This is a genomic window from Bacillus sp. A015 (assembly GCF_053851875.1).
The window spans coordinates 21,971-43,408 of sequence record NZ_JBSPZB010000006.1 but is presented as its reverse complement, the minus strand read 5'-3'; the positions used below and the strand labels follow the sequence as shown (position 1 = coordinate 43,408).

General features: G+C 39.4%; 26 protein-coding genes, 1 tRNA gene and 1 pseudogene. 26 read left to right on the top strand and 2 right to left on the bottom strand.

The window, feature by feature from the left end; all coding sequences use genetic code 11:
• Positions 1-9 precede the first annotated feature (9 nt).
• The 9 genes from ACSLGF_RS07175 to ACSLGF_RS07135 all read left to right on the top strand — a co-directional run bounded on the left by ACSLGF_RS07175 (position 10) and on the right by ACSLGF_RS07135 (position 7,869).
• A complete protein-coding gene (locus tag ACSLGF_RS07175; RefSeq protein WP_456003858.1) occupies positions 10-1,764 on the top strand; it encodes a phage tail protein in 1,755 nt (584 codons plus the stop codon).
• A gap of 41 nt (positions 1,765-1,805) precedes the next feature.
• Positions 1,806-3,680: a right-handed parallel beta-helix repeat-containing protein gene (locus ACSLGF_RS07170; RefSeq protein ID WP_456003855.1), complete on the top strand. Its 1,875-nt coding sequence runs from the start codon at positions 1,806-1,808 to the stop codon at positions 3,678-3,680.
• A 13-nt stretch (positions 3,681-3,693) separates the two neighbouring features.
• Complete coding sequence (locus tag ACSLGF_RS07165; RefSeq protein ID WP_456003852.1) at positions 3,694-5,328, top strand: BppU family phage baseplate upper protein; 1,635 nt, start codon at positions 3,694-3,696, stop codon at positions 5,326-5,328.
• 15 nt (positions 5,329-5,343) lie between these two features.
• A complete protein-coding gene (locus ACSLGF_RS07160) occupies positions 5,344-5,625 on the top strand; it encodes a hypothetical protein (protein WP_456003850.1) in 282 nt (93 codons plus the stop codon).
• The gene (locus ACSLGF_RS07155) at positions 5,622-5,801 is read left to right on the top strand and encodes an XkdX family protein (protein WP_144468793.1); all 180 of its coding nucleotides are present in this window, start codon (positions 5,622-5,624) and stop codon (positions 5,799-5,801) included. The genes ACSLGF_RS07160 and ACSLGF_RS07155 overlap by 4 nt, the downstream gene beginning before the upstream one ends.
• Before the next feature lie 58 nt (positions 5,802-5,859).
• Positions 5,860-6,072 carry a BhlA/UviB family holin-like peptide gene (locus ACSLGF_RS07150; RefSeq protein ID WP_099682843.1) on the top strand — a complete coding sequence of 71 codons (213 nt, stop codon included), beginning with the start codon at positions 5,860-5,862 and terminating at the stop codon, positions 6,070-6,072.
• 20 nt (positions 6,073-6,092) lie between these two features.
• Positions 6,093-6,356 carry a phage holin gene (locus tag ACSLGF_RS07145; RefSeq protein WP_456003846.1) on the top strand — a complete coding sequence of 88 codons (264 nt, stop codon included), beginning with the start codon at positions 6,093-6,095 and terminating at the stop codon, positions 6,354-6,356.
• A gap of 63 nt (positions 6,357-6,419) precedes the next feature.
• A complete protein-coding gene (locus tag ACSLGF_RS07140) occupies positions 6,420-7,241 on the top strand; it encodes a peptidoglycan recognition protein family protein (RefSeq protein ID WP_456003843.1) in 822 nt (273 codons plus the stop codon).
• Positions 7,242-7,404: 163 nt separating this feature from the next.
• Complete coding sequence (locus ACSLGF_RS07135) at positions 7,405-7,869, top strand: hypothetical protein (protein WP_456003840.1); 465 nt, start codon at positions 7,405-7,407, stop codon at positions 7,867-7,869.
• A gap of 172 nt (positions 7,870-8,041) precedes the next feature.
• Here the strand turns inward: ACSLGF_RS07135 and ACSLGF_RS07130 are convergent, their stop codons facing one another.
• On the bottom strand, positions 8,042-8,233 hold the full coding sequence (locus ACSLGF_RS07130; protein ID WP_456003838.1) for a hypothetical protein: 192 nt from the start codon (positions 8,231-8,233) through the stop codon (positions 8,042-8,044).
• Between the two features lie 70 nt (positions 8,234-8,303).
• Positions 8,304-9,242 carry a hypothetical protein gene (locus tag ACSLGF_RS07125; protein WP_456003836.1) on the bottom strand — a complete coding sequence of 313 codons (939 nt, stop codon included), beginning with the start codon at positions 9,240-9,242 and terminating at the stop codon, positions 8,304-8,306.
• Between the two features lie 156 nt (positions 9,243-9,398).
• On the opposite strand from ACSLGF_RS07125, the gene ACSLGF_RS07120 reads away from it, so the two are divergent.
• The 17 genes and pseudogenes from ACSLGF_RS07120 to dltB all read left to right on the top strand — a co-directional run bounded on the left by ACSLGF_RS07120 (position 9,399) and on the right by dltB (position 21,430).
• Positions 9,399-10,922 carry a recombinase family protein gene (locus tag ACSLGF_RS07120; RefSeq protein ID WP_456003834.1) on the top strand — a complete coding sequence of 508 codons (1,524 nt, stop codon included), beginning with the start codon at positions 9,399-9,401 and terminating at the stop codon, positions 10,920-10,922.
• A 34-nt stretch (positions 10,923-10,956) separates the two neighbouring features.
• Positions 10,957-11,043, top strand: a pseudogene (gene gerE, locus ACSLGF_RS07115) (spore germination transcription factor GerE); the annotation flags it as partial.
• Positions 11,044-11,192: 149 nt separating this feature from the next.
• Positions 11,193-11,633, top strand: a complete 441-nt coding sequence (locus ACSLGF_RS07110) for a MarR family winged helix-turn-helix transcriptional regulator (protein ID WP_003216546.1) — start codon at positions 11,193-11,195, stop codon at positions 11,631-11,633.
• Between the two features lie 7 nt (positions 11,634-11,640).
• Positions 11,641-12,459, top strand: coding sequence for a glutamate racemase (racE, locus tag ACSLGF_RS07105; protein ID WP_456003831.1), 819 nt, complete (start codon positions 11,641-11,643; stop codon positions 12,457-12,459).
• 101 nt (positions 12,460-12,560) lie between these two features.
• On the top strand, positions 12,561-13,622 hold the full coding sequence (locus ACSLGF_RS07100; protein ID WP_456003830.1) for a GerMN domain-containing protein: 1,062 nt from the start codon (positions 12,561-12,563) through the stop codon (positions 13,620-13,622).
• 151 nt (positions 13,623-13,773) lie between these two features.
• Positions 13,774-14,502, top strand: coding sequence for a ribonuclease PH (gene rph / locus ACSLGF_RS07095; RefSeq protein ID WP_099726947.1), 729 nt, complete (start codon positions 13,774-13,776; stop codon positions 14,500-14,502).
• Positions 14,503-14,512: 10 nt separating this feature from the next.
• Positions 14,513-15,115: an XTP/dITP diphosphatase gene (locus ACSLGF_RS07090; RefSeq protein WP_456003827.1), complete on the top strand. Its 603-nt coding sequence runs from the start codon at positions 14,513-14,515 to the stop codon at positions 15,113-15,115.
• Between the two features lie 14 nt (positions 15,116-15,129).
• Complete coding sequence (locus ACSLGF_RS07085) at positions 15,130-15,654, top strand: YfcE family phosphodiesterase (protein WP_456003825.1); 525 nt, start codon at positions 15,130-15,132, stop codon at positions 15,652-15,654.
• 121 nt (positions 15,655-15,775) lie between these two features.
• A tRNA-Arg gene (locus ACSLGF_RS07080) sits at positions 15,776-15,849 on the top strand.
• A 159-nt stretch (positions 15,850-16,008) separates the two neighbouring features.
• Positions 16,009-16,416 carry a hypothetical protein gene (locus ACSLGF_RS07075; protein WP_456003823.1) on the top strand — a complete coding sequence of 136 codons (408 nt, stop codon included), beginning with the start codon at positions 16,009-16,011 and terminating at the stop codon, positions 16,414-16,416.
• Positions 16,385-16,876, top strand: coding sequence for a site-specific integrase (locus ACSLGF_RS07070; RefSeq protein ID WP_310426494.1), 492 nt, complete (start codon positions 16,385-16,387; stop codon positions 16,874-16,876). The genes ACSLGF_RS07075 and ACSLGF_RS07070 overlap by 32 nt, the downstream gene beginning before the upstream one ends.
• A 36-nt stretch (positions 16,877-16,912) precedes the next feature.
• On the top strand, positions 16,913-17,305 hold the full coding sequence (locus ACSLGF_RS07065) for a DUF4241 domain-containing protein (RefSeq protein ID WP_456003821.1): 393 nt from the start codon (positions 16,913-16,915) through the stop codon (positions 17,303-17,305).
• Between the two features lie 175 nt (positions 17,306-17,480).
• Positions 17,481-17,951 (top strand): hypothetical protein, encoded by a 471-nt coding sequence (locus tag ACSLGF_RS07060; protein ID WP_060596906.1) that lies wholly within the window; start codon positions 17,481-17,483, stop codon positions 17,949-17,951.
• Positions 17,952-17,969: 18 nt separating this feature from the next.
• Complete coding sequence (locus ACSLGF_RS07055) at positions 17,970-18,305, top strand: DUF4288 domain-containing protein (protein ID WP_060596905.1); 336 nt, start codon at positions 17,970-17,972, stop codon at positions 18,303-18,305.
• A 274-nt stretch (positions 18,306-18,579) separates the two neighbouring features.
• Positions 18,580-18,729 carry a teichoic acid D-Ala incorporation-associated protein DltX gene (locus ACSLGF_RS07050; RefSeq protein WP_223251640.1) on the top strand — a complete coding sequence of 50 codons (150 nt, stop codon included), beginning with the start codon at positions 18,580-18,582 and terminating at the stop codon, positions 18,727-18,729.
• Positions 18,730-18,743: 14 nt separating this feature from the next.
• Positions 18,744-20,249 carry a D-alanine--poly(phosphoribitol) ligase subunit DltA gene (gene dltA, locus ACSLGF_RS07045; RefSeq protein ID WP_456003819.1) on the top strand — a complete coding sequence of 502 codons (1,506 nt, stop codon included), beginning with the start codon at positions 18,744-18,746 and terminating at the stop codon, positions 20,247-20,249.
• Positions 20,246-21,430: a D-alanyl-lipoteichoic acid biosynthesis protein DltB gene (dltB, locus tag ACSLGF_RS07040; protein ID WP_456003817.1), complete on the top strand. Its 1,185-nt coding sequence runs from the start codon at positions 20,246-20,248 to the stop codon at positions 21,428-21,430. The genes dltA and dltB overlap by 4 nt, the downstream gene beginning before the upstream one ends.
• Positions 21,431-21,438: the final 8 nt, after the last annotated feature.

Genomic DNA, 21,438 nt, shown 5'->3' with positions numbered 1-21,438 from the left:
AGGGATGACATGGCTGCGGCTGATTTCATTAAGAAACTGGCACCGGGTGCGCAGAAAGTCTATAAAAAATATAATGTGCTTGCGAGCCTTGTCATCGCTCAAGGGTGCTTAGAGAGTGGATTTGGATCAAGTGGTCTATCTAAACAAGCTAACAACTTATTTGGAGTCAAAGGAACTTATAACGGCAAATACGTATTAATGTGGACCAGTGAGCAGGACAAAAAAGGGAGCGTCACCAGAATACAAGCTAAATTTAGAAAGTATCCATCATATGCGGAGAGCTTAGTTGATCTTGGGAGTCTATATACACGTTTGAGTCGTTACAAGGCAGTGGTTGGCGAAAAAGATTATAAAAAGGCAACTGAAGCCGTTTTCAAAGCTGGATATGCTACTGATATGAATTACCCTTCAAAACTCATCAGTATCATCGAAAAATACAATTTGACAAAGTACGATGATGAAAATATTCCTGATGTTCCAGATGAACCAAACGAGCCGGAAACACCAACGGGTCCTGATTATCCAAGCAAGGAATACGATGGAAAGGACATGCCACTCAATCAAAATTTGCCGTCTGATGTGGATTTTCCACAGCTTCACGTATCAAGCAAGGATGGAAAGGATGTCATAGAAATAACGGGTGTGTCTGTTGATTTTACAGCCGATCCAACAGGTAAAAAATCATTCAGTTTCACATTGCCTCGCACTCAAGAAAATGCCGCAGAGTTTGAGCTGTTGGTTGTGGACAACATTTTATATCTTGATGAAAAGAAATATAATCATCAAAAATACTACATTACAAATGTGAGTCTTCATCAAGAGAATGGGATGCTGACAAAAACAGTTACAGCTGCGCATATCTTCTCCGTCCTGTTGATTAATAACAGAATTGAAAAAACAGTTTCTAAGAAATTAAGCATTAAAGAAGCGCTTGATATTGCTCTCAAAGGAACTGATTTCAAATATGTCATTCATGCAAAAGATGGAGAAATTCCATCTGCGGAACAGGAGAACTTCGGTGAGAAGAATTCCACAGAACTTATGGATGAAATTATCGAAGATTATGGCATAGAGTTAGACGTGGATAATTACAAAATCCATGTTTACAAAAAGATGGGCCAAAAAATAGACTTTGTGCTTGATAGTCGCTATAACATGCCTGGGATCACAATCACGACAGATTCCCAGAATTGTACCACTCGTGCATGGGGATATGGTGCTCAAAAAGAGGTGGATTCCGTCTCTAAATCAAAGGATGACAAAACAACAGAAGATGGTAAAGAAGTAACGAAAGATGAAGAGAAAGAGCCTGAGTATGTATTTGAACCAGTTCTTTATATTCATCCTGATGAAGATAAATTTCTCATAGAAGGCAAACCACGCTGGGCGGAACCAATTAAAGATGAGAGATACAAGAAAGCTGGTAGCATCATTTCTGCGTTAAAGAAACATGTTAATCCTTACCCAGAAATGACTGTGGAAGTAGAATTCCAAAAAATCTATGAACCGAAATTGCTTGAAATTGAACAAGATTTTTGGTTAGGTGACACGATCCACGTCATCGCCGACACTGCAGACGGAATAACCTTTGAGGATGATCTTAGGGTCGTATCAATTCAGCATAACCCTCTCAATCCGTATAGTAGCCCAACGATAACATTTGCGAACTTTCGCAAGGACATACAACGAATAACAGTAGATCAAGTAAAACAAGTGAAAAACTTACAACGATATATAAACGACATGCTCAAGACGCTTAGATAGGGTCTTTTTATTTTTGCCAAAAAAGAAAGGAGAGTGAGAACATGGTGAGGCTTAGAAAGGACTATGATACTAGACGAAACTCGAAATACGCAGAGCAGCTGCGAGAAGATATGCAGTCTATAGAAAATCATTTGAATCAGAATGCAGATGATTTGAAACGACATAAAACAGGCGATATAGCTCATACGTCTAATCAAATCAAACACGGATTGTATTCTGTTGCGAATCGAATAGACAACATGTGGTCAAGGATAATCAATCTAGTATTAAATCACGATGGAAAAGACGTAAAAGAAGTCGTTGATATTCGTGTCGCTAGGGATGCATCTATTCATCCCACAGCAAAAGACAGATTAGACTATGACTTTCAAATTCTTGAGCAAGAAATAGAAGACGCTACCGTTTCCCTGAACCTAAAAAGGTTTATTAAAAAGTACGGAAGTTTTACGGCAGGATTCAAGGCAGCTCTTAGCCTTGCAAAATTATATCCTGTGCACATTGTTGTTCCTCCTGGAAAATACAAATTAATGGAGACAGCACGCATCTATAAAAACACTCACTTAACCTTACAAGCTGGCGCAGTTATTAGGCGCGGATTTATAGGATCAATGCTTGTAAATGGTGACAAAGACGATCAAACAAAAGGTTATGAGGGACACGGAAACCTACTGATCGACGGTCAAGGGGTGCTTGATAGCGCAGGTGGTGAAATCAAAGAACAATGTTCAGTCTTGGGATTCGCTCATGCTGAGCGCATTATCATCCGGGACATCACGATCAAAGATGTGTGCGGCGGTCATGCCTTTGACTGCGCAGGCAATAAGCACGTCTTAATAGAAAATGTCTGGTTTAAAGGTTTTGCTGATTATAAGGGAGACAGGTGGTTTTCTGCTGCAATTCAGCTGGACTTGATGAGATTGGCAGGTAACTTTGGAGCTTTTGGAGCTTATGATCAAACAGTCAGCAAGCATGTCACTATACGAGACTGCTATTTCAGCAGATCCGAAAATTTAGGGGGATATGCGCGCGGTGTAGATTCACACACCAGCACTGATGGTTATTGGTATAGTGACATCCGTATAGAAAATAATGATTTTGAGGACACGACTGAATACGCAATATCAGGAAACAAATGGGAAGATGTTCTGATAGACAGAAACAGATTTAAGAATTGTGCATCTGGTGTGAGGCTTATGATTCCTAGAGTAGAATCAGTTTACACACAAGACGCGAACGGCAATCCTACAAACAGGGTTAACAAGGTAAAGCGTCTTTCAGTCAAAGATAACACTTTCACAAACATTAAAGTGCGTCATGCTATTCAGATTTACGGCCGTAAAGGGATTCAAAAAATTGATGACGTGGATGTTTCCGGCAATAAAATCAATGGCGTAAAGGTCAAGCATGCTATTCACTTATCAGATGTGGATGGCTTTTCGGTGTTTAATAATCAATTTAGAGACATCAAGCATCACGGGGTGCTCTTAACTCGCTGCAGCAATGGCAAAGTCGATTTAAGCGTTGGACGAGACATCGAAGGAAACGGCGTGCGTGTGGAATTAGGCTGTAAAAATGTTGATATAACAAACACAACTTTACGTGAAGTTGGATATTCGGGGATTTCTGTTTCAGGAGATTCAGAAAATATTAGCGTAGATTTCAGTGACATTGATAATGCGGGAAAAAGAACTTCCACTTCTAATCCCTATTACGGAATTATTTTGATGGACGGGGTCACCGATTCAGCAGTTCGATTCAACAAAGTGCGTGGAAAGAAATGCAGATACGCGATGTATTTTACTAGCAAGTGTTCTCGTATTCAGCATTTTGGAAACAGGCTTAAAGGAGCTGGCGCAGAGGGCAGCTTAAAAGACAACAGCGTTGATCCTATTAAGACAATAGAGAATGTGACATAAGAGAGGTGATAACATGATTCGGAAGAATGGTCCACTTGATTTTGATGTAAATGCCTATACTAGTTCAAGCATTACAACCAATATTAATTTTTGGACGCAGGATCGCCAGACAGCAAGGTTAGTATTTAAACTTTCTAAAGATGGAGTCCCTTTGCCTCTAGCAGCTGTCACAGGAAAACTTGTATTAGTTATGTCAGACGGCAGCCGATTCATTAGAGACGTAACGATAGTTGATAGAGTGAACGGTCATGCGGAGTATATCTTGTCAGACAAAGAGATTAAGCACTACGGCATAGTACAAGCTGAGCTAAGTTTGTACTATGCGAATAATCAATCTATGTCCGTGCACCAATTCTCTTTCCAAATATCTAAGTCTCTTATAGATCAAGACATTGTGCCAATCACTGAGTATTATGTGGACGAGTTCGAGGCTTTAAGAGTAAAGATAAATGAGCTTTACGATGAAGCGATCCTAACGATTGATGAATTAAATGCCAAGTTCGAGGACTTGGAAAAGATCGAAACAAAACAAGGCGCACAGGCTAAAGTAGACGCAGCACTTTTAGCAGCCAAGAAATACACAGATGAACATGCAGAAACACCTGAAGGGGCACAATTAAAAGCAGATGCAGCACTTGAAGCATCCAAAAAGTACGTCGATCCTCACATTGAAAACAAAAAGATTCACGTAACAGAATCAGAAAAAAGTAGTTGGAATAAGGGGCAACTGTATAGATTGACTCAAAATAATGGTAAGCCTATTTATAAAGGGGTAAGCGAGACCACCGACTATAACGAGATAACCGATACCGGTCTTTATCTTATCTATAACAAGGGTTTAAACGCGCCTCAATTTATTGATGGAGCCTTTATGATTGTAGTCAGTTATAAGACTACCCTATTACAAACTATCTATGATACAGCAGGACGGAATTCGTATTACAGAATTAAAAAAACCGATTCTTCATGGACTGAATGGACACGTGTTCTGACTGAGGAAGATAAGGTAACCGAGGCTGAAAAAGACAAATGGAATAATAGTCAGCTATATAAGTTGACGACAGATCTAGGTACAAGTCAGTTGCTTCCGAACGGCACAGACATATTAACGCTGCCTTCCGGCTACTACTATGCGGTAGGCACAAACGTAGTCAATATGCCAAGTAAAACCGATTCATCGTGGTTTAACATTTATGTTTTTGACAATAGCAACAATCGTAAAACACTCCATGTGATAAGGAGCGCAGATAATAAGCATTGGTGGGGAACGACTCATACGGACGGATCGTTCAGAGGATGGAAACGGATGCTGACGGATGATGATTCAATCAGCACATGGAACCAGGTAACGTTAGTCGCTGGAACAGTAAAACAATTTGCGGGAAACCCTCTCAAATTCTCAATACGTCTAAACACTTTACACCTTCGGGGGTCTTTTGAGGGCATACCAGCGAACGATACTATCATTGCTCGTTTTGCTCAAAAACCGTCAGCTAAAACTGTGTTTGTCGGCGCAACGGTAGGGTCTTATGGATCTGCTAGATTTACACTTGATACAGACGGCTCTTTACGTTTTGATGGGATGTCCGCCAATGACAACTCTTATGTGAGCAGGTTCGAAATTAACGAATCAATCCCGTTGTGGTAAAGGAGGGGAAGCATCATGCACATTTATTACTATGACGAAAATTTTAAATATCAAGGCGAAGATGTAATTGATTATGACGAGCTGCCAAAGAACGCTACGGATGTACGGCCGAAAAAAGGTTTATATCTTCCTGAATATGATGCGAACAAGAGAGAGTGGTTTGAATCAGCATCTAAAGAGTATATTGAGAGCTTGCAGCCTAAAACGCCTTTACCCAATGATATACCCACACTTAAAAAACAAATGGCTTTACTCACATTGCAGGTATCGCAGATACAGAGGGGCGGGGCATCATGATTTATCCAACGGCGGCCGACATAAAAGTATTTTGGGATTGGGGCGTGTATACGCCTGAAATAATGAGAGAGTACGTTTCATTGAAAGTTATCACTAAAACAGAATTTGAAGAGATCACAGGATTGAAGTTTGATAAGCCTGCTGTCTCAGTGGATTTAGGAACAACAGCATCTTAACAGGTGCTTTTTATTTTGCCTTCTTTAAGGGGGTGGACAAAATGAGGGAGTGAGTATGGTGGAGATGGATTTGGCTCAATATTTAATGACACAAGGACCGTTTGCGGTTCTTTTTTGTTGGGTGCTGTTTTATGTGCTCAATACAACTAAAGAGCGAGAAAACAAGCTTAACGAGCAAATAGATGCTCAAAACCACGTTTTAGAAAAATTCAGTGAGAAATATGACGTTGTCATTGAAAAACTAGATCGTATCGAAAGAAACCAAAAATAAAACGAAAAGAGGAATTTAATATGAAAAACTTTGACAAAGGCACGGTCATTCGCACGGTGCTTCTTTTTATTGCATTAATCAACCAGGCACTAATCATGTTTGGCAAACCTGTTTTGCCGATTGATGAGGATCAAGTCACTTCATTGGCTGACACATTGTACCTTGCGGGATCAATGATTTTTACAATTATCACAACCTTGGTGGCATGGTTTAAAAATAACTATGTGACCGACAAAGGCAAGTTGCAAAAAGAAGTCCTAAAACAAAAAGGGTTAACAAAATAAAGGGCTGCCCCAGGCGGTTCTTTTTTAATACCAAAAATACGAATTTTAAGGGAGTAGATGAATGTGACAATCAAAGTGAAAAAGAAAATGGTCCCTTCCAGTAGATACAGCTTAAAATGTCCGAACAAAATGAACGCAGAATACATTACAATCCACAATACAGCGAATGACGCAGCAGCAGAAAGTGAAATTAACTATATGATCAATAACCTAAGTTCGACGAGCTATCATTTTGCAGTGGACGATGAAGAGGTGATCCAAGCAATACCCTTAGACCGCAATGCGTGGCATTCAGGTGACGGCACAAATGGTACTGGTAACCGCAAGTCAATCGCCATTGAAATTTGTTATAGCGAGTCCGGCGGTGCTAGATACAAAGCCGCAGAAAAATTGGCCATTAAGTTTGTAGCGCAGTTACTTAAAGAACGTGGTTGGGGTGTTGATCGAGTTCGCAAGCATCAAGACTGGAACGGAAAGTATTGTCCTCACCGTATCCTTGGAGAAGGTAGATGGAACTCATTTAAAGCAGCCATTGAAAAAGAACTGAAGACATTAGGTGGAAAAACTTCTGTTTCCAAACCTAAGAAAACATCAACAACAACAAAACCTAAGAAAAAAGCATCTAAGAAGGCGTACAAGCTTCCGTCAGGCATCTTTAAGGTAAAAGCACCTATGATGAAAGGAACGGCTGTAAAGCAAATTCAAGAAGCTCTAGCGGCTGTATATTACTATCCAGACAAAGGCGCCAAAAATAACGGCGCTGATGGCTATTACGGACCAAAAACAGCGGATGCGGTCAAGCGGTTCCAGCTCATGCATGGTCTTGCTGCTGATGGTATCTATGGACCGAAAACGAAAGCGAAACTCGAAGCACTCTTGAAGTAAAGTGAAAAGCAAAAGCCCTTCCTTATTGGAGGGGCTTGTTTTGTTTGTCGTAAATTACATACTTTATTACTAATCCACCTTAGGCATTCGGTTATTTGTAACTATGGAAATTACTGTATATTTTAAGTTATGCTTAATCTGTATTTAAAGGGGAGGGTTTTATTTGAATAAAAAATGGATAAAAAGAACATCTTTGTCCATTGTAGCTGCGTTGGGTATCTCCTGTACGCTTGGAGAGTTTGCAGATGCAAAAGCTAATCAGCCACAATATGAACAAAAAACACCGTCTGAATCATTTACAAAAAACGATCCTGAATTATATCAAGGCGCGTTAGATCTTGGCCTAACTGACAATGACATCTTTAAAATCGACAGTCTTTTCGACAAAAAAGATAAAGCCACAGTACATAATCCTATACTTGTTGTGATCGGTATAATTACTGGGATGACCGCAATTGTGGGGAGTGGATATGCTGCTGGTCGCTATATCGCCAATCAACTTTACAAGCGCAAGCAGTTAACGAAATCAACTTATAAAAAACACAGATGGGGTTTCAGAGCAGCATTAGTTCCGGTTATCGGAATTGCAGCTACATTTGGCTTTGATGACTACTATATGGATATTTAACATGTTTGAGTATATTTTGATTTTACTTATAGTTGCAACTTTGTTATTTACAGTCAGTGAGGTTTCGAAAATCAAGAAAGAAAATAAATCCATCAAAAATGAAATTGAGGATTTAAAGAAAAACATAAACAAATAAAAATTGTTGGCCGTCCTCTTGGGCGGCTTTTTTACATTACTTGAACCGCCATTCCTTCTTCTGTTTATCCCACGTCATTTCCTTACGAGAAACTAAGTTTTTAACCGTCTTACGAATCGTTGGCTCATCTTTACCCGTTTTCCTTTTAAGGTCATCCATCGAGGGATTCTTTCCGAATCTGCTCATGTTGTAGATGATTCGGTAAATTTTTCTTTCAAGATCGGTCACACCGTACCCTTCTATAAAAGAATGTATGTTCGATTATAAATGTAAATAAAAAACCCTTCAAGTCGAAGGGTCATCTTAAAGAAGATACTTTATCAGTGATTATCATATGTTCTCCTGAACGTTCGTATGAGAATTTAGCTAATGTTTCATCTTCATCTATATAAGGAACTTTCCAAAATACAGCGATTTGGTTAATCGTGTTATTGTCAGTTCCAATTTTTGAAGCTAAATCATCACTAAACATTTCCACCATATTATAAGAAGTTTGAGCAGAATTTTTAAAATCAAACGAGAGGTAAACAAGAGCGATTAGTTTGTTATCTTGGTCAGTACTCATATCTTGATTAATTTCGATCTTTTCAATTGAGGCAGCCTTGTAATTATCCTCTACAATAGATTCAATTTCATATTCCGCCTCTCTTTTCAAAGTAGACAGTTCTTCATCCTTCTTTTTAGTAACTCCTGCAGCGTTGTTTTTTTTACTTTTTTGTTTAACTTTCGAGGAATTCTTAATTTTAAAATTAATTTCTGCAGTAGCTACGCGACCAGAATCACTAACATTAGGACCAGAAAGATTAGTACCATCTTTTCCGAAAATCTCTCTAACATGGTCAGTTTGCAGATTTTCGGGTGACGTTTCTACATAAGCAATATACTTCCCCCCTTCAAACTCCTCGCCTTCTTCATTAGAAAATTCATAATCAAACATTCCACCTTCTTTAACATTTACATCAGTAGAGAAGTCGTGATAATAGGTTGAACATTCCGGACATTCTAGATCAATTGATAATGCTGTATCTTTAGGTAAATTGCTTTTTCCGCTAATGAGAATTTTTTTATTATCTTTAATTTTTTTATTCAAGGTGATCTTTACGTTTAATTTTTCTTTATTTTCCATGATTTCTTCTTTTTTACTAGAGTTACTAGTGGATGTGTTATCTTCTTTGCCACAAGCAGATAAGAATAAGGTACATAAAATCATAAAGAGAAAAGTTTTAATAAGATTCAATACAGACCCTCCGAAACAAATATTTTCCAAATGAGTATACCATAATATGTAATTGGAAAAAGGAGAAATAATATTTTTTCAAATTAAGAATATTACGGAATTGATGGTCAGGATGTTATAATTTAGTAAGAACAATTCACAATTGGGGTGTGTTATATGCATTTCGGCAAAGAATCAGTTGAAGAAATCATCAAATATGACGATTACCCTTATAAGGTCTACACAAGGGTTTCGACAGACCGAGACGAGCAAATAAGTTCTAAGGAAAACCAAATTGACGTTTGTCGATATTGGATCGAGCAACACAACTATGAATGGGATGACCGTTCTGTTTTGTTAGACGACGGTATAAGCGGAACCGTCCTTGAAGATAGGGCAGCAATGAAATACATTTTTTCATTGGCAGAAAAGAAAGAAATAAAAATGGTTATTTTTAAATCCATCACACGTCTTGCACGTGACTTAAAAGATGCGTTATACATAAGAGAGATTTTAGTGTCTAATGGAGTTCGTGTCGTTACACTCGAAGAAGACTATGACAGCCTTTACGAAAGTAAAGCGTCAATGAAGTTTGAAATGTCAGCTCTTTTTGCTGAGCAGTTACCTAAGTCTATGTCAGTCAATATAAGTGGTGTACTTGCAGCCAAAGCCAGACGTGGTGAGCATTCAGGAAGAGTGCCTTACGGTTACCAGAAAGATGGTAAACACCTAGTAATTAATGAAAGTGAAGCTCAAGTTATAAGATTAATTTTTCATCTTTATAATAACGAGGGATTGGGCCATAAAAGGGTTACATACGCTTTGCAAGAAAAATGTAAGCTAGGTGAAATACCACCTCCAAAAAAACGTAGTAATTGGCAGCTCACAACAGTTCAAACCATTTTGAGAAACCCTATATATTGCGGCGTGCATATAGCTAATAGGCATACTACAATAAAAGTTGATGGTCGAAAAAAATTCATTCGGAATCCACCCGAAAAATGGACCGTTTACGAAGACTTTTGCCCGCCGATTGTCTCAAGAGAGGATTGGGAAAAAGCAAATAATAAACTGACTGTCAATAAAAAAACTAAATTCACACCGTGGAATGAGTTGAGACAATTACTTATTTGTGGTAAATGTGGTTCTAATATGGTGATTATCCAAACAAGCAGAGCCAAACAAAATGGTGAAAAAACGTATTGGAAATACGTTAAATGCAGTAATTACAGAAGAGCTGGTCAAGAAGGTTGTGTTAACCATGTTCCAATTACTTATGAAGAGGTCAGGGACTTAGTCATTGAAAATCTAATCGAATTCTCCAAGGATATATCACATGATTACAGAAAAAATGCAATTGAACAAAAAGAAAAACAAATGAAGTCTGTTAAAGTAGAGTTGAAATCTTTAGAAACACAGAATAAAAGATTGCTGGAACTTTATTTAGAAGATCAGATTATTTCAAAAGCCGAGTTCCAAACAAAGCGCAATGAAATTCAATCTAATATAATTAAACTTGAACAGAGTTTATTTTCCTTACAGCAGGTGCATGATGAGAAAAGTTCAATGATGGAAATGCAAGCGGTTCTTCGAGAGCTTGAAGACAAAGAGAAAGATTTAAAGCATGTGTTCGATAAGCTCATTGATCATATTGTTATCCACCCAAACGGAAAAATGAATTTTCATTATAGATTTAAATGATCCTGTAAGTTATACTCATTTGTAAAAGGTATGCATAACAAATGCCATGCAAAAGCTAGGAGTTAAAGGTCGTTCACAGGCCGTAGTCGAGCTTCTGCGTATGGGTGAGCTAGAGCTCTAACGTCAGCCGGTTTTCCTTCCGCATCGGGGAGGAACCGGTTATTTCTATGTGATTTCCTTGAGTCTCTTCTTGCATTTTCTTTGAAAAACGAGGAAAATAGGAATGTACATTTTAATCAAAGTGAGATGCTATAGTGAGGTATCAATGAAATGGAAACGAATGAGTTCGACCATGTTGCAGAGATTGAAAAATCATTGCGTCACATTGCCGCAATTATTAAGCAAAAAGGCAGAGAAATCCTGAATCAATATACGATTACACCACCTCAATTTGTAGGGCTTCAGTGGCTTTATGAATTCGGAGATATGACAATAGGTGAGCTATCACAAAAGATGTATTTGGCTTGCAGTACGACAACCGATTTAATTGATAGAATGGAAAAAAGTGAACTTGTCGAACGGGTGAAAGATCCTTCTGACCGCCGCGTGGTTCGCATTCATTTATTGCCTGAAGGCGAGCGGATCATTCAAGAAGTGATTGTCAAACGCCAAGAATACGTCAGTGAACTTCTAGGGGCTTTCTCAGAAGAAGAAGCCATCGTTTTCAACCAATCTTTAACGAAACTACAGCAGCAAATGAAAAGAAAATGAGGCGATTTTGTTGGATCAACCAATCGGCGTCATTGATTCCGGCGTTGGCGGTTTAACCGTTGCGAAGGAAATCATGAGGCAACTGCCAAAAGAAAAAATCATTTACGTAGGCGATACGAAACGATGTCCGTATGGCCCTCGGGAAGAAGAAGAGGTTCTACAATATACATGGGAAATGGCGCATTACTTATTGAGACATCATCATATTAAAATGCTTGTCATTGCATGCAATACCGCCACTGCCATTGCACTTGATGAAATCAAAGCAACGCTCGATATTCCGGTTATTGGTGTGATTCAGCCCGGAGCCCGCACAGCGATCAAGGTGACAAGCAATCAGCATATTGGTGTCATCGGAACAGTCAATACGATCAAAAGCGAGGCCTATAAAGAAGCACTGCTTTCTTTAAAAGCAGGTCTAACGGTTCAAGGTCTGGCTTGCCCGTTGCTTGTCCCATTTGTCGAAAGCGGTACGTTTTTAGATCATACAGCAGATGAAGTCGTGAAAGCCTCTCTTGAACCGATGAAAGAAACAGGAATTGATACGCTCATTCTTGGCTGCACGCACTATCCTATTTTAAAAGAGCCGATTCAGCGCTTTATGGGCAGTGATGTAAGCATCATTTCATCAGGGGATGAGACAGCTAGAGAAGCAAGTACCATTCTTTCATATAAAGGGCTGTTAAATGCTTCTAAAGAAGCGCCTGTTCATACATTTTACACAACAGGGCAGCAGCAAAACTTTCAAAACATTGCTCGTGACTGGTTCGGCTACCTGCCAGGGAAGGTCGAGACCGTGTCGCTTGAGCAGGTATATCAGCAATAACCCGCTTCTACTTGAAGTGGGTTATTTTTTTATGAAAAGGGTCTAATCCGCAGGGGGAGCTCGTATACATAGTAGTACAAACTACTAGAGGAGGGTGAAGTATGCTGAAAAAAGGAACTACAGCAGCTGTGACGTGTATTGCGTCAGCCATGCTTTTATCAGGATGCGGATTGTTTCAAACAGACCAAGCGAAAACAGAGATTGATCCACCACAAAACGTCACATATGTGAAAGAAAATAAAGAAGACAAACAAACAGCCAAAGAAGGAAAAGAAGAGAAGCAGGCAGATACGGTTATGAGAGAATTATATTTAATTGATAAAAACGGTTATGTCGTGTCTCAATCCATTCCGCTGCCGAAAAACGAAGGAAGTGCCAAACAAACCCTTGAATATCTCGTGGATGGAGGACCCATCTCCAACCTGATGCCAAATGGATTTAGAGCCGTCTTGCCAGCTGACACGAACGTATCTGTCGATATTAAAGACGGAACGGCGGTTGTGGATTTTTCAAATGAATTCAAAAACTATAAAAAAGAAGACGAACAGCGCATTTTGCAATCTGTCACTTGGACGTTAACGCAGTTTGATTCGGTAGCCAAAGTCAATTTGAAGATGAATGGACATGAATTAAAAGAAATGCCTGTGAACGGCACCCCGATCTCAGATGATTTAAGCAGAGAGGACGGCGTTAATATTCAGCACGAGGCTGCCGCTGACATGACATCAACAAAGCCAGTGACCGTTTACTACTTATCTGAATCTGATGAGCAGACCTATTACGTCCCAGTCACAAAAAGAGCGCCAAAAGACGAGGATGATCCAATTACAGCAGCCATAGATGAGCTCGTCTCTGGGCCAAGCAAAACAAGCCATTTGCTCACAGACTTTGATCAAGATGTGAAGCTGAATGATGTACCAAAAGTAAAAGACGGTCATGTGACACTTGATTTCAATGAATCCATTTTTGGCAGTGCCGATGAAAAGAAAAAGGTCATTTCACAAAAAGTTCTTGATAGCATTGTCCTCACATTAACAGAGCTGCCGGATGTGAAAAGCGTATCTGTGAAGGTTAACGGCAAGGCAGAGCTTGTGAATGAAAAAGGGGCAGAGCTCACAAAGCCAGTTTCAAGACCAGAACAAGTGAATACAGGTAGTTTTTAACGTCACACATTGATATAATGGAGAAAAAGAGGCATGCATATTCGCTGCCTCTTTTTTATTCCAAGCGGTTAGAATCAATCAAGGTTGTCAAAGTTAGTAGGAGAACCCCGCTGGCACCCGCGCGGAATGTATATCGTAACGGAGGTAAATCATGAGATTAGATGAAAGACAATATGACGAATTAAGAAAAATTGAAATAGAGGCAGGCTACATCACGCATCCAGAGGGCTCTGTCTTAATCTCAGCGGGAAATACGAAGGTGATTTGTAACGCATCCATCGAAGACCGCGTACCTCCTTTTTTAAGAGGAGAAGGAAAAGGCTGGATCACAGCAGAATATAGCATGCTTCCAAGAGCAACCGCACAAAGAACGATTAGAGAATCTTCTAAAGGAAAAGTTACAGGACGTACAATGGAAATTCAGCGCTTAATTGGACGAGCACTCCGCGCAGTCGTTGATTTAGAAAAGCTTGGTGAACGCACAATTTGGATTGATTGTGATGTGATTCAAGCAGACGGCGGAACACGGACGGCGTCCATCACAGGTGCTTTTGTCGCCATGACACTTGCGATTCAAAAGCTTCGGGCTGAAGGAGTCATGAAAGAAAACCCAATCACTGATTATTTAGCGGCGATATCCGTCGGAATTGATTCTAAACAGGGACTTCTGTTAGATTTAAACTATGAAGAAGATTCTTCGGCTGAAGTGGATATGAATGTCATCATGACAGGCGCTGGACGCTTCGTTGAACTTCAAGGCACAGGCGAAGAAGCGACATTTTCAAGAGAGCAGCTAAACGGATTGCTTGATCTAGCCGAAAAGGGCATCAAAGAATTAATTGAAAAGCAAAAAGCAGTGACAGGAGAAGTCATCGAATAACTAGAAGGGTTTGATCAGGATGAAAACAGCGATCATTGCAACGCATAATCCGGGCAAAGCGAAAGAATTCAAAGCCATTCTTGAGCCAAAGGGTTTCACGGTCAAAACACTAGCAGACATCGGATTCTCAGAAGAGATCGAAGAAACAGGACAAACCTTTGAGGAAAATGCGCTCATCAAAGCCGAGGCCATTCAGGCCAAAGCAGGTGAAATGGTGATTGCAGACGATTCCGGTCTGTCGATTGATTATCTTGGCGGGAAACCTGGCGTTTATTCAGCGAGATACGCTGGTGAGCATAAAGACGATGCCGAGAATGTGGAAAAAGTGCTGAGCGAGCTCAAAGGAATTGAAAAAGAAGACCGCACAGCCAGATTCAGATGTGCCCTTGCTGTCAGCATACCGGGCAAAGAAACAAAGACGGTAGAAGGATCAGTAGAAGGCTTCATCGCAGAAGAACCAATCGGCGAAAACGGCTTTGGATACGACCCGATTTTCATCGTCAAAGACAAAGACCAGACGATGGCCGAGTTATCACCAGAGGAGAAAAACAAGATCAGCCATCGAGCGGTCGCGCTTCAAAAGCTTTCATCACTGCTAGACGCAAATGAATAAGGGGGAATGAAGCCATGAAGATACTCATCATTAGTGACAGTCATGGACTCACAGACGACCTTCAAACCATCGCCAAACGGCATGCGGCTGAGGTAGACATGATGATTCACTGCGGAGATTCAGAACTCGAAACGAACCACCCAGCACTCGAAGGATACAAAGTCGTCAAAGGAAATTGTGACTTTATGGGCGATTTTGAAGAAGAGCTCCTGCTCCCCCTTGATGGAGGCGGAAAACTATTTCTCACCCACGGACATCTGCATGGCATCAAACAATCCTTGCTTCAAGTCTACTACCGTGCAGAAGAGCTAGGCGCAGACATTATCTGTTTTGGCCACTCGCACATCCCAGGCAGTGAGCTGCTAAGAGGAAAGCTCCTCATTAACCCAGGCAGCGTGCACCTGCCAAGAGTGCGAAAAGAGCGCAGCTATGCTATACTGACACTAGATGGAAGCGAAGCAAACGTACAATTTTACACGGACGAGGGTCTAGCGATACAAGACCTCGAAAACACCGTGACATTGGAAGGTATTTCATAAGGGTGCAGCATCTGCCCCTTATGAAAAAAACTTTCGAAAAACCGTTGACTTTAAAGAACAATAGTAATATAATAAATCTTGTCGCTGAGGTAATCGAGCGCAGTGCACTACATAACAACATGTCCCAGTAGCTCAGCAGGATAGAGCAACGGCCTTCTAAGCCGTCGGTCGGGAGTTCGAATCTCTCCTGGGACGTACAGTTTTACAATCTCAAGCCTTGATATGTCAGGGTTTTGGGCAGAGGAGGGATGCTAACACAGATTAGAACACTGTGGGAGCATCTCTTTTTTTATCTCCTACAATATTTCTGAAAGGTTCTACTACCTCTAATTTATATTTAATGGAGGAGACAGGATGACTAAGAAGAAGGATATCTTTAATGTAGTTGCATACATTAACCTTTTTAATCAAGGAAAGGGAGCATCTGTACCAGAAAAGTCTTTAGGTGGTTCAGAAAAAGGAACAGCATCAAACAAGAAAAATGGCAGAGACTTAGATAATGTATTGGATTTTATAATTCAGCAGATGAAGGTAAGTGGATATAGAGGAAGAACTATTACTGACTATATCAGGTATATGACTCAATTTAGGAAAATCACAAATGTAGAATACCTTGAGGAAATTACAACAGACACTATTTATTTATGGCTTGATTCAATGCAAGTATCCAATCAGACTAAATTGACAAGGTTAAAATGTCTAATGGCAATTCTAGGAAAGTGTTTCAATAATGGATGGCTCAAGGTTTTGGCATGGCATTAATATTAAAGTTGATAAACAGGTCAAGAAAGATGCTAAGAAAAATGATGTAATGGTTTTACTCGCTTTGTTAGACTTAAATAGCTTTATAGGCTTGAGGGATGCTGTGGCAGTTTTGACTCTGTATAGAACAGGAGTTAGGATAAATACATTAGGACAGCTCCAAGAAAAGCATATTGATTTTGAAAAAAAGCTATTATGTATGAACGGCACAATACTAAAAAACCACAAATTATTAAAGTTACCTCTTGATGATGAGCTATTGCATCTGATGGAAATTCTAATTATGCAGAATAACAAGATAAGAGAGTATTATGGACAGACAAACTCTTATCTTCTTATAAGCTACAAAGGGACATCATTAGATACAAAGTCAACTAATAATGCCATATCTAAGCAGCTCCATAAATATTCTAAAAGGTATGGGTTGAATAACATTAATCCTCATGCTCTTAGAAGGTGATATACAAAGAGCTTATTGGATAAAGGGGCTATAATCTTGCATTATATTCTGTATAATTTTTATCGTCGTCTTCTAGTCCATTATCTGTTTCATAGAGTGCATCTGGTTTTAGAAGATGAGTTCTTTGGCTACGGTGTGAATACGGGAATGGGTTGTTTCATGGATGCGGAAGCAGCACGATATTTACAAGCTTATGAGGATAAACGACATAAAGAAGATAATGATTTCTATCTTTATGAAGAATTTGCAGAAGCCCTTGAGCAAAACTACAAGCATACATGGGACTGGCTCGTTACCCGTTTTCATGACAAGGTGGACATTGCCATGTTTACAACAGGCATCGGTGACGGTATGTACCCAAGCTTTTGGGGGCTGGATGAAAATGGAGAACCCACCTGTCTTGTGACGGATTTTTTTATAATGGATTGATGAGATACCCATGAAACTATGGGTTTTATCAAGATATAATGGAGGAAATATTCACAGAGACGTTAATATAAAACAAATTTTCTTAAATTTACCTTAAGATCGTTGAAAATCTAATTAATATAATATAATATTTTTATTCAAGTAAATTTCTAATAAACTATAAGGAGTATTTAACATGATGAAAAAAATAATTTCCACACTATTAGCTCTATCCGTATTTACCTTTGTTTTACAAGCACCAGCAAAGGCATCAGAAAATGAAACTGTTGTAATTAACACAAATGATTTTGTATCATCTGAAGGAGAATTAAATCCTGATCAACTTGCAGAAACTAAATTTGCCATCCCACTTCCTTTCTTCTTTATTCCAGGGTTAGGACAAGCTGCAGTATTAGCAACTGGTGCTGTCATTGTAGGTGGTATGATATTTTCTTCAAACTCTTGGGAGGCTCAAGTTGTCAAACATCATAAAATGACAGCAGACCAATTCATCTCTAAGAATAGAAAAGGGTCAATCAGAAAAGAGTTTCCAAGTGAATACTTAAATAAAACGATAGAACAAATCAACAAAGACGCAAAAAAAGGAAAAAAGAATGCTAAAAAAGCTAAAAAACTGTTAACAGACAACAGATTTAAGAAAAAATGAAATGAAAGGTGATAATTTATGTACGATATTTATTCTGTAAAAGTTTTATTTGAATCAACAACTTCGCCACGATTAAGCCCTGAAAAAATATTTGAAGAGAGAATTTTTCTAATAAAAACAAAAAAACCAGATGAAATTGAAAGTATCATACACGAAAACTTTCCAGAAGAAACTTATGAAAATTCAGAGGGTGGAATGACTACTAACAAAGTAGTTGCAATTTTAGATACCTTTGAATTAGTAGATAATTTAGAAGAATCAGTTCATCTAAAAGAAGTTTATAGTCGTTATCTTGTGTTTGATAAAGAAACGTCTCCAGAAGAAGCTATTGAAAGATATTCTCTAGATAAATAAAATTCACACAAATTCGAAGTAATTGAAATCAAAGCCATCTAGGCAAACTAGGTGGCTTTTGCGTTTATTCGACAGCTTTCACCAATTTTAAGGCAAATTTAAGCTTCCATTTCATTTCAAATACATTAAATCTTTGTTACAATAAGACAGCTTTGCCTAAGGTACGTTCATATTTTCGACATCTTTTTTTTATGATTTCTTAAAATTTTTATGTTTTGATATGAAACCTTTGGATGATTCGTGCGTCTTTATAAGTGTCAAAAGAAAAGAGGTTATCAATATGCTATTCAAAAAGCTATCAGAAAATAAGTCTGTAAAATGGATAGGATATACAAGTTTTTACTTACTTATTTTTCTATTATTGTTTTTTATTTACGGGTTCCATACAGCAAATACGGGATCATTCATTTACAACGATTTTTAATTGGAGATTAGACTATGAAACTATTACACACGATTCATGAATACCAACAAACGAAACCTACACAGCCAGCATTTGTGTCTCAACATGCTTCGATCACATATGATGAGCTTTGGCATCTATCAGACCAAATGGCTGGTGCGATTGATGCAGTCGCAACTGACAGTGCACCTGTCATTGTATACGGTCATATGGAGCCAGAGATGCTGATTTCTTTCTTAGGCAGTGTGAAATCAGGCAGACCTTATATTCCGGTCGACATCTCAATACCTGTCGAGCGTATTGTCTCGATTATTGAAAGCTCAAAAGCCAGTCTATTGATTTGTGCAAATGAGCAGACAGTACTGGATGTAGAAGAACACATTGAAGTGAAGAGTGCGGCATCGCTTTTAGCACTTGAAAAAGAAGCACCGCCATCCACGCAGTGGGTTCAAGGTGATGATGTCTTTTATATCATTTATACGTCAGGCAGTACCGGAAAGCCTAAAGGCGTTCAAGTAACAGCCAGCAATTTAGAAAGCTTTACAGAGTGGATGTGCAGCGATTTCCCTATTGGCGAGGGGCGCACGTTCTTAAATCAAGCACCATTTTCTTTTGACTTATCGGTGATGGATCTGTATCCAGCGCTTCAATCAGGCGGCACGCTTTACTGTTTAGTGAAAGATCTCGTCAATAAGCCGAAGGATATGTTTGCAGCACTTGGTCAATCTGACGTTGAGGTGTGGACATCAACACCTTCCTTTGTGCAAATGTGCTTAATGGACCCTTCCTTTACTGGGGAGCTTTTACCAGAGCTGAAAGTCTTCTTGTTCTGCGGCGAGGCACTTCCTGTATCTGTAGCAAGTGCACTCATTGAGCGTTTTCCAAAGGCGCAGGTCTTTAATACGTATGGTCCGACTGAAGCTACTGTTGCGATCACATCGATTGAAGTCACGCAGGCGATTCTTGATCAGCACGATTCTTTACCAGTAGGCTATGCCAAACCGGATACAGATATCGTCATCTTAGATGAGGAAGGCAAGACCCTTCCTGATGGTGAAAAAGGGGAAATTGTCATCGTGGGGCCAAGCGTCAGCAAAGGCTACTTAGGTGAACAAGCCTTAACGGATCAAGTGTTCTTTGAATACGAAGGCCGCCCTGCTTACCGAACAGGTGACGCAGGTGTGAAACAGGATGGCTTAATTACGTGCCACGGCCGTCTGGACTATCAAATTAAGCTGCATGGATACCGGATGGAGCTTGAAGAAATTGAATATCATGTGAGCGAGACAACCTATGTCAATGCTTGTGTGATTGTGCCGTTCCAGCCAAACGGTCATGTGGAGTATTTAATTGCAGCGATTGTCCCAGCAGCGCATTCATTTGAAAAAGAATATCAGCTGACAAGTGCGATTAAGAAAGAGATGGCAGATTCACTGCCTGCGTACATGATTCCAAGAAAGTTTGTCTATCTTGAGCAGTTGTACATGACGCCAAACGGGAAGGTTGACCGTAAGAGAATCGCGAAAGAGGTTCTTCTATGATTCCGTTTAGTTCATTCTTTTTCTTCATTCTCATTGGTATTCTTCTTTTGCCGACGATCATTCTTGGTCTTCGCGGCAAAAGAATGCAGGGCTACAACATGTTTGCAACGGTTGTGGCGCTCACGCTTATTTTCTCAAAGGATGCACATGGCGCACTGCTGCTCTTCTTATTCACAGTGTGGCAAGTCTTGATCATACGCCTGTACCTTGCGTACCGGCTAAAAGCGAATCAAGCATCTGTATTCTATATAGCAGTGGTGGCATCTATTTTGCCGCTTGTGCTATCAAAGATCTTACCGTTCTTTTTAACTCATCAGCCGCATCACCCGCCGCCAATGAACTGGCTGAGCTTTTTAGGGATCTCGTACTTAACATTTAAAGGTGTTCAGTTAATTATTGAGACAAGAGACGGCTTGATTAAGAAGAAAATGCCGATTCATCGTTTGGTCTATTTCATTGTCTTTTTCCCGACGATTTCATCAGGTCCGATTGATCGTTACCGCCGTTTTGAAAAGGATATGGATACGCCGCCTGAAAAGGGAGCATACAGTGATCTTCTATACGCAGGTATTCATAAAATTTTTATCGGCTTCTTATATAAGTTCATTATTGGATATCTGATTCACACGTATATTCTGATGAATATTCATCATATTAGCAGCAGTCACTTTGTTCAGCAGTTGACGTATATGTATGCCTACAGCATGTATTTGTTCTTTGACTTTGCTGGCTATACATCGTTTGCTGTGGGTGTGAGTTATATCATGGGCATCAAATCACCAGAAAACTTTAATAAACCGTTTATCAGCCGGAACATTAAAGACTTCTGGAATCGCTGGCACATGTCTTTGTCCTTCTGGTTCAGAGACTACGTGTTTATGAGATTTGTGTTCTTTATGACAAAAAAGAAGTGGATCAAGAACCGGATGGCCGTATCGAATATTGGGTATTTTGTCCTCTTTTTATTGATGGGTGCTTGGCATGGACTCGCACTTCAATATATTATTTACGGACTATACCATGCAGTTGTTATGTCCGGTTACAATTTATTTGAGAAATGGAATAAAAAGCACAAGTGGTGGCCGGATAATAAGGTCACAATGGTTGTGTCGATCATTATTACATTCCATGTGATTTGTTTCGGATTTTATATTTTTTCAGGAAAACCATTTCATCATTAATCATTAAG

What these genes read in the sequence shown, in the direction of transcription:
- ACSLGF_RS07075 (WP_456003823.1), top strand. Translation starts at nt 16,009, where the DNA reads ATGACTAAGAAGAAGGATATCTTTAATGTAGTTGCATACATTAACCTT.
- ACSLGF_RS07085 (WP_456003825.1), top strand. Translation starts at nt 15,130, where the DNA reads ATGAAGATACTCATCATTAGTGACAGTCATGGACTCACAGACGACCTT.
- ACSLGF_RS07120 (WP_456003834.1), top strand. Translation starts at nt 9,399, where the DNA reads ATGCATTTCGGCAAAGAATCAGTTGAAGAAATCATCAAATATGACGAT.
- rph (WP_099726947.1), top strand. Translation starts at nt 13,774, where the DNA reads ATGAGATTAGATGAAAGACAATATGACGAATTAAGAAAAATTGAAATA.
- ACSLGF_RS07175 (WP_456003858.1), top strand. Translation starts at nt 10, where the DNA reads ATGGCTGCGGCTGATTTCATTAAGAAACTGGCACCGGGTGCGCAGAAA.
- ACSLGF_RS07070 (WP_310426494.1), top strand. Translation starts at nt 16,385, where the DNA reads ATGGATGGCTCAAGGTTTTGGCATGGCATTAATATTAAAGTTGATAAA.
- dltA (WP_456003819.1), top strand. Translation starts at nt 18,744, where the DNA reads ATGAAACTATTACACACGATTCATGAATACCAACAAACGAAACCTACA.
- ACSLGF_RS07170 (WP_456003855.1), top strand. Translation starts at nt 1,806, where the DNA reads ATGGTGAGGCTTAGAAAGGACTATGATACTAGACGAAACTCGAAATAC.
- dltB (WP_456003817.1), top strand. Translation starts at nt 20,246, where the DNA reads ATGATTCCGTTTAGTTCATTCTTTTTCTTCATTCTCATTGGTATTCTT.
- ACSLGF_RS07100 (WP_456003830.1), top strand. Translation starts at nt 12,561, where the DNA reads ATGCTGAAAAAAGGAACTACAGCAGCTGTGACGTGTATTGCGTCAGCC.
- ACSLGF_RS07110 (WP_003216546.1), top strand. Translation starts at nt 11,193, where the DNA reads ATGGAAACGAATGAGTTCGACCATGTTGCAGAGATTGAAAAATCATTG.
- ACSLGF_RS07145 (WP_456003846.1), top strand. Translation starts at nt 6,093, where the DNA reads ATGAAAAACTTTGACAAAGGCACGGTCATTCGCACGGTGCTTCTTTTT.
- ACSLGF_RS07155 (WP_144468793.1), top strand. Translation starts at nt 5,622, where the DNA reads ATGATTTATCCAACGGCGGCCGACATAAAAGTATTTTGGGATTGGGGC.
- ACSLGF_RS07060 (WP_060596906.1), top strand. Translation starts at nt 17,481, where the DNA reads ATGATGAAAAAAATAATTTCCACACTATTAGCTCTATCCGTATTTACC.
- ACSLGF_RS07160 (WP_456003850.1), top strand. Translation starts at nt 5,344, where the DNA reads ATGCACATTTATTACTATGACGAAAATTTTAAATATCAAGGCGAAGAT.
- ACSLGF_RS07165 (WP_456003852.1), top strand. Translation starts at nt 3,694, where the DNA reads ATGATTCGGAAGAATGGTCCACTTGATTTTGATGTAAATGCCTATACT.
- ACSLGF_RS07055 (WP_060596905.1), top strand. Translation starts at nt 17,970, where the DNA reads ATGTACGATATTTATTCTGTAAAAGTTTTATTTGAATCAACAACTTCG.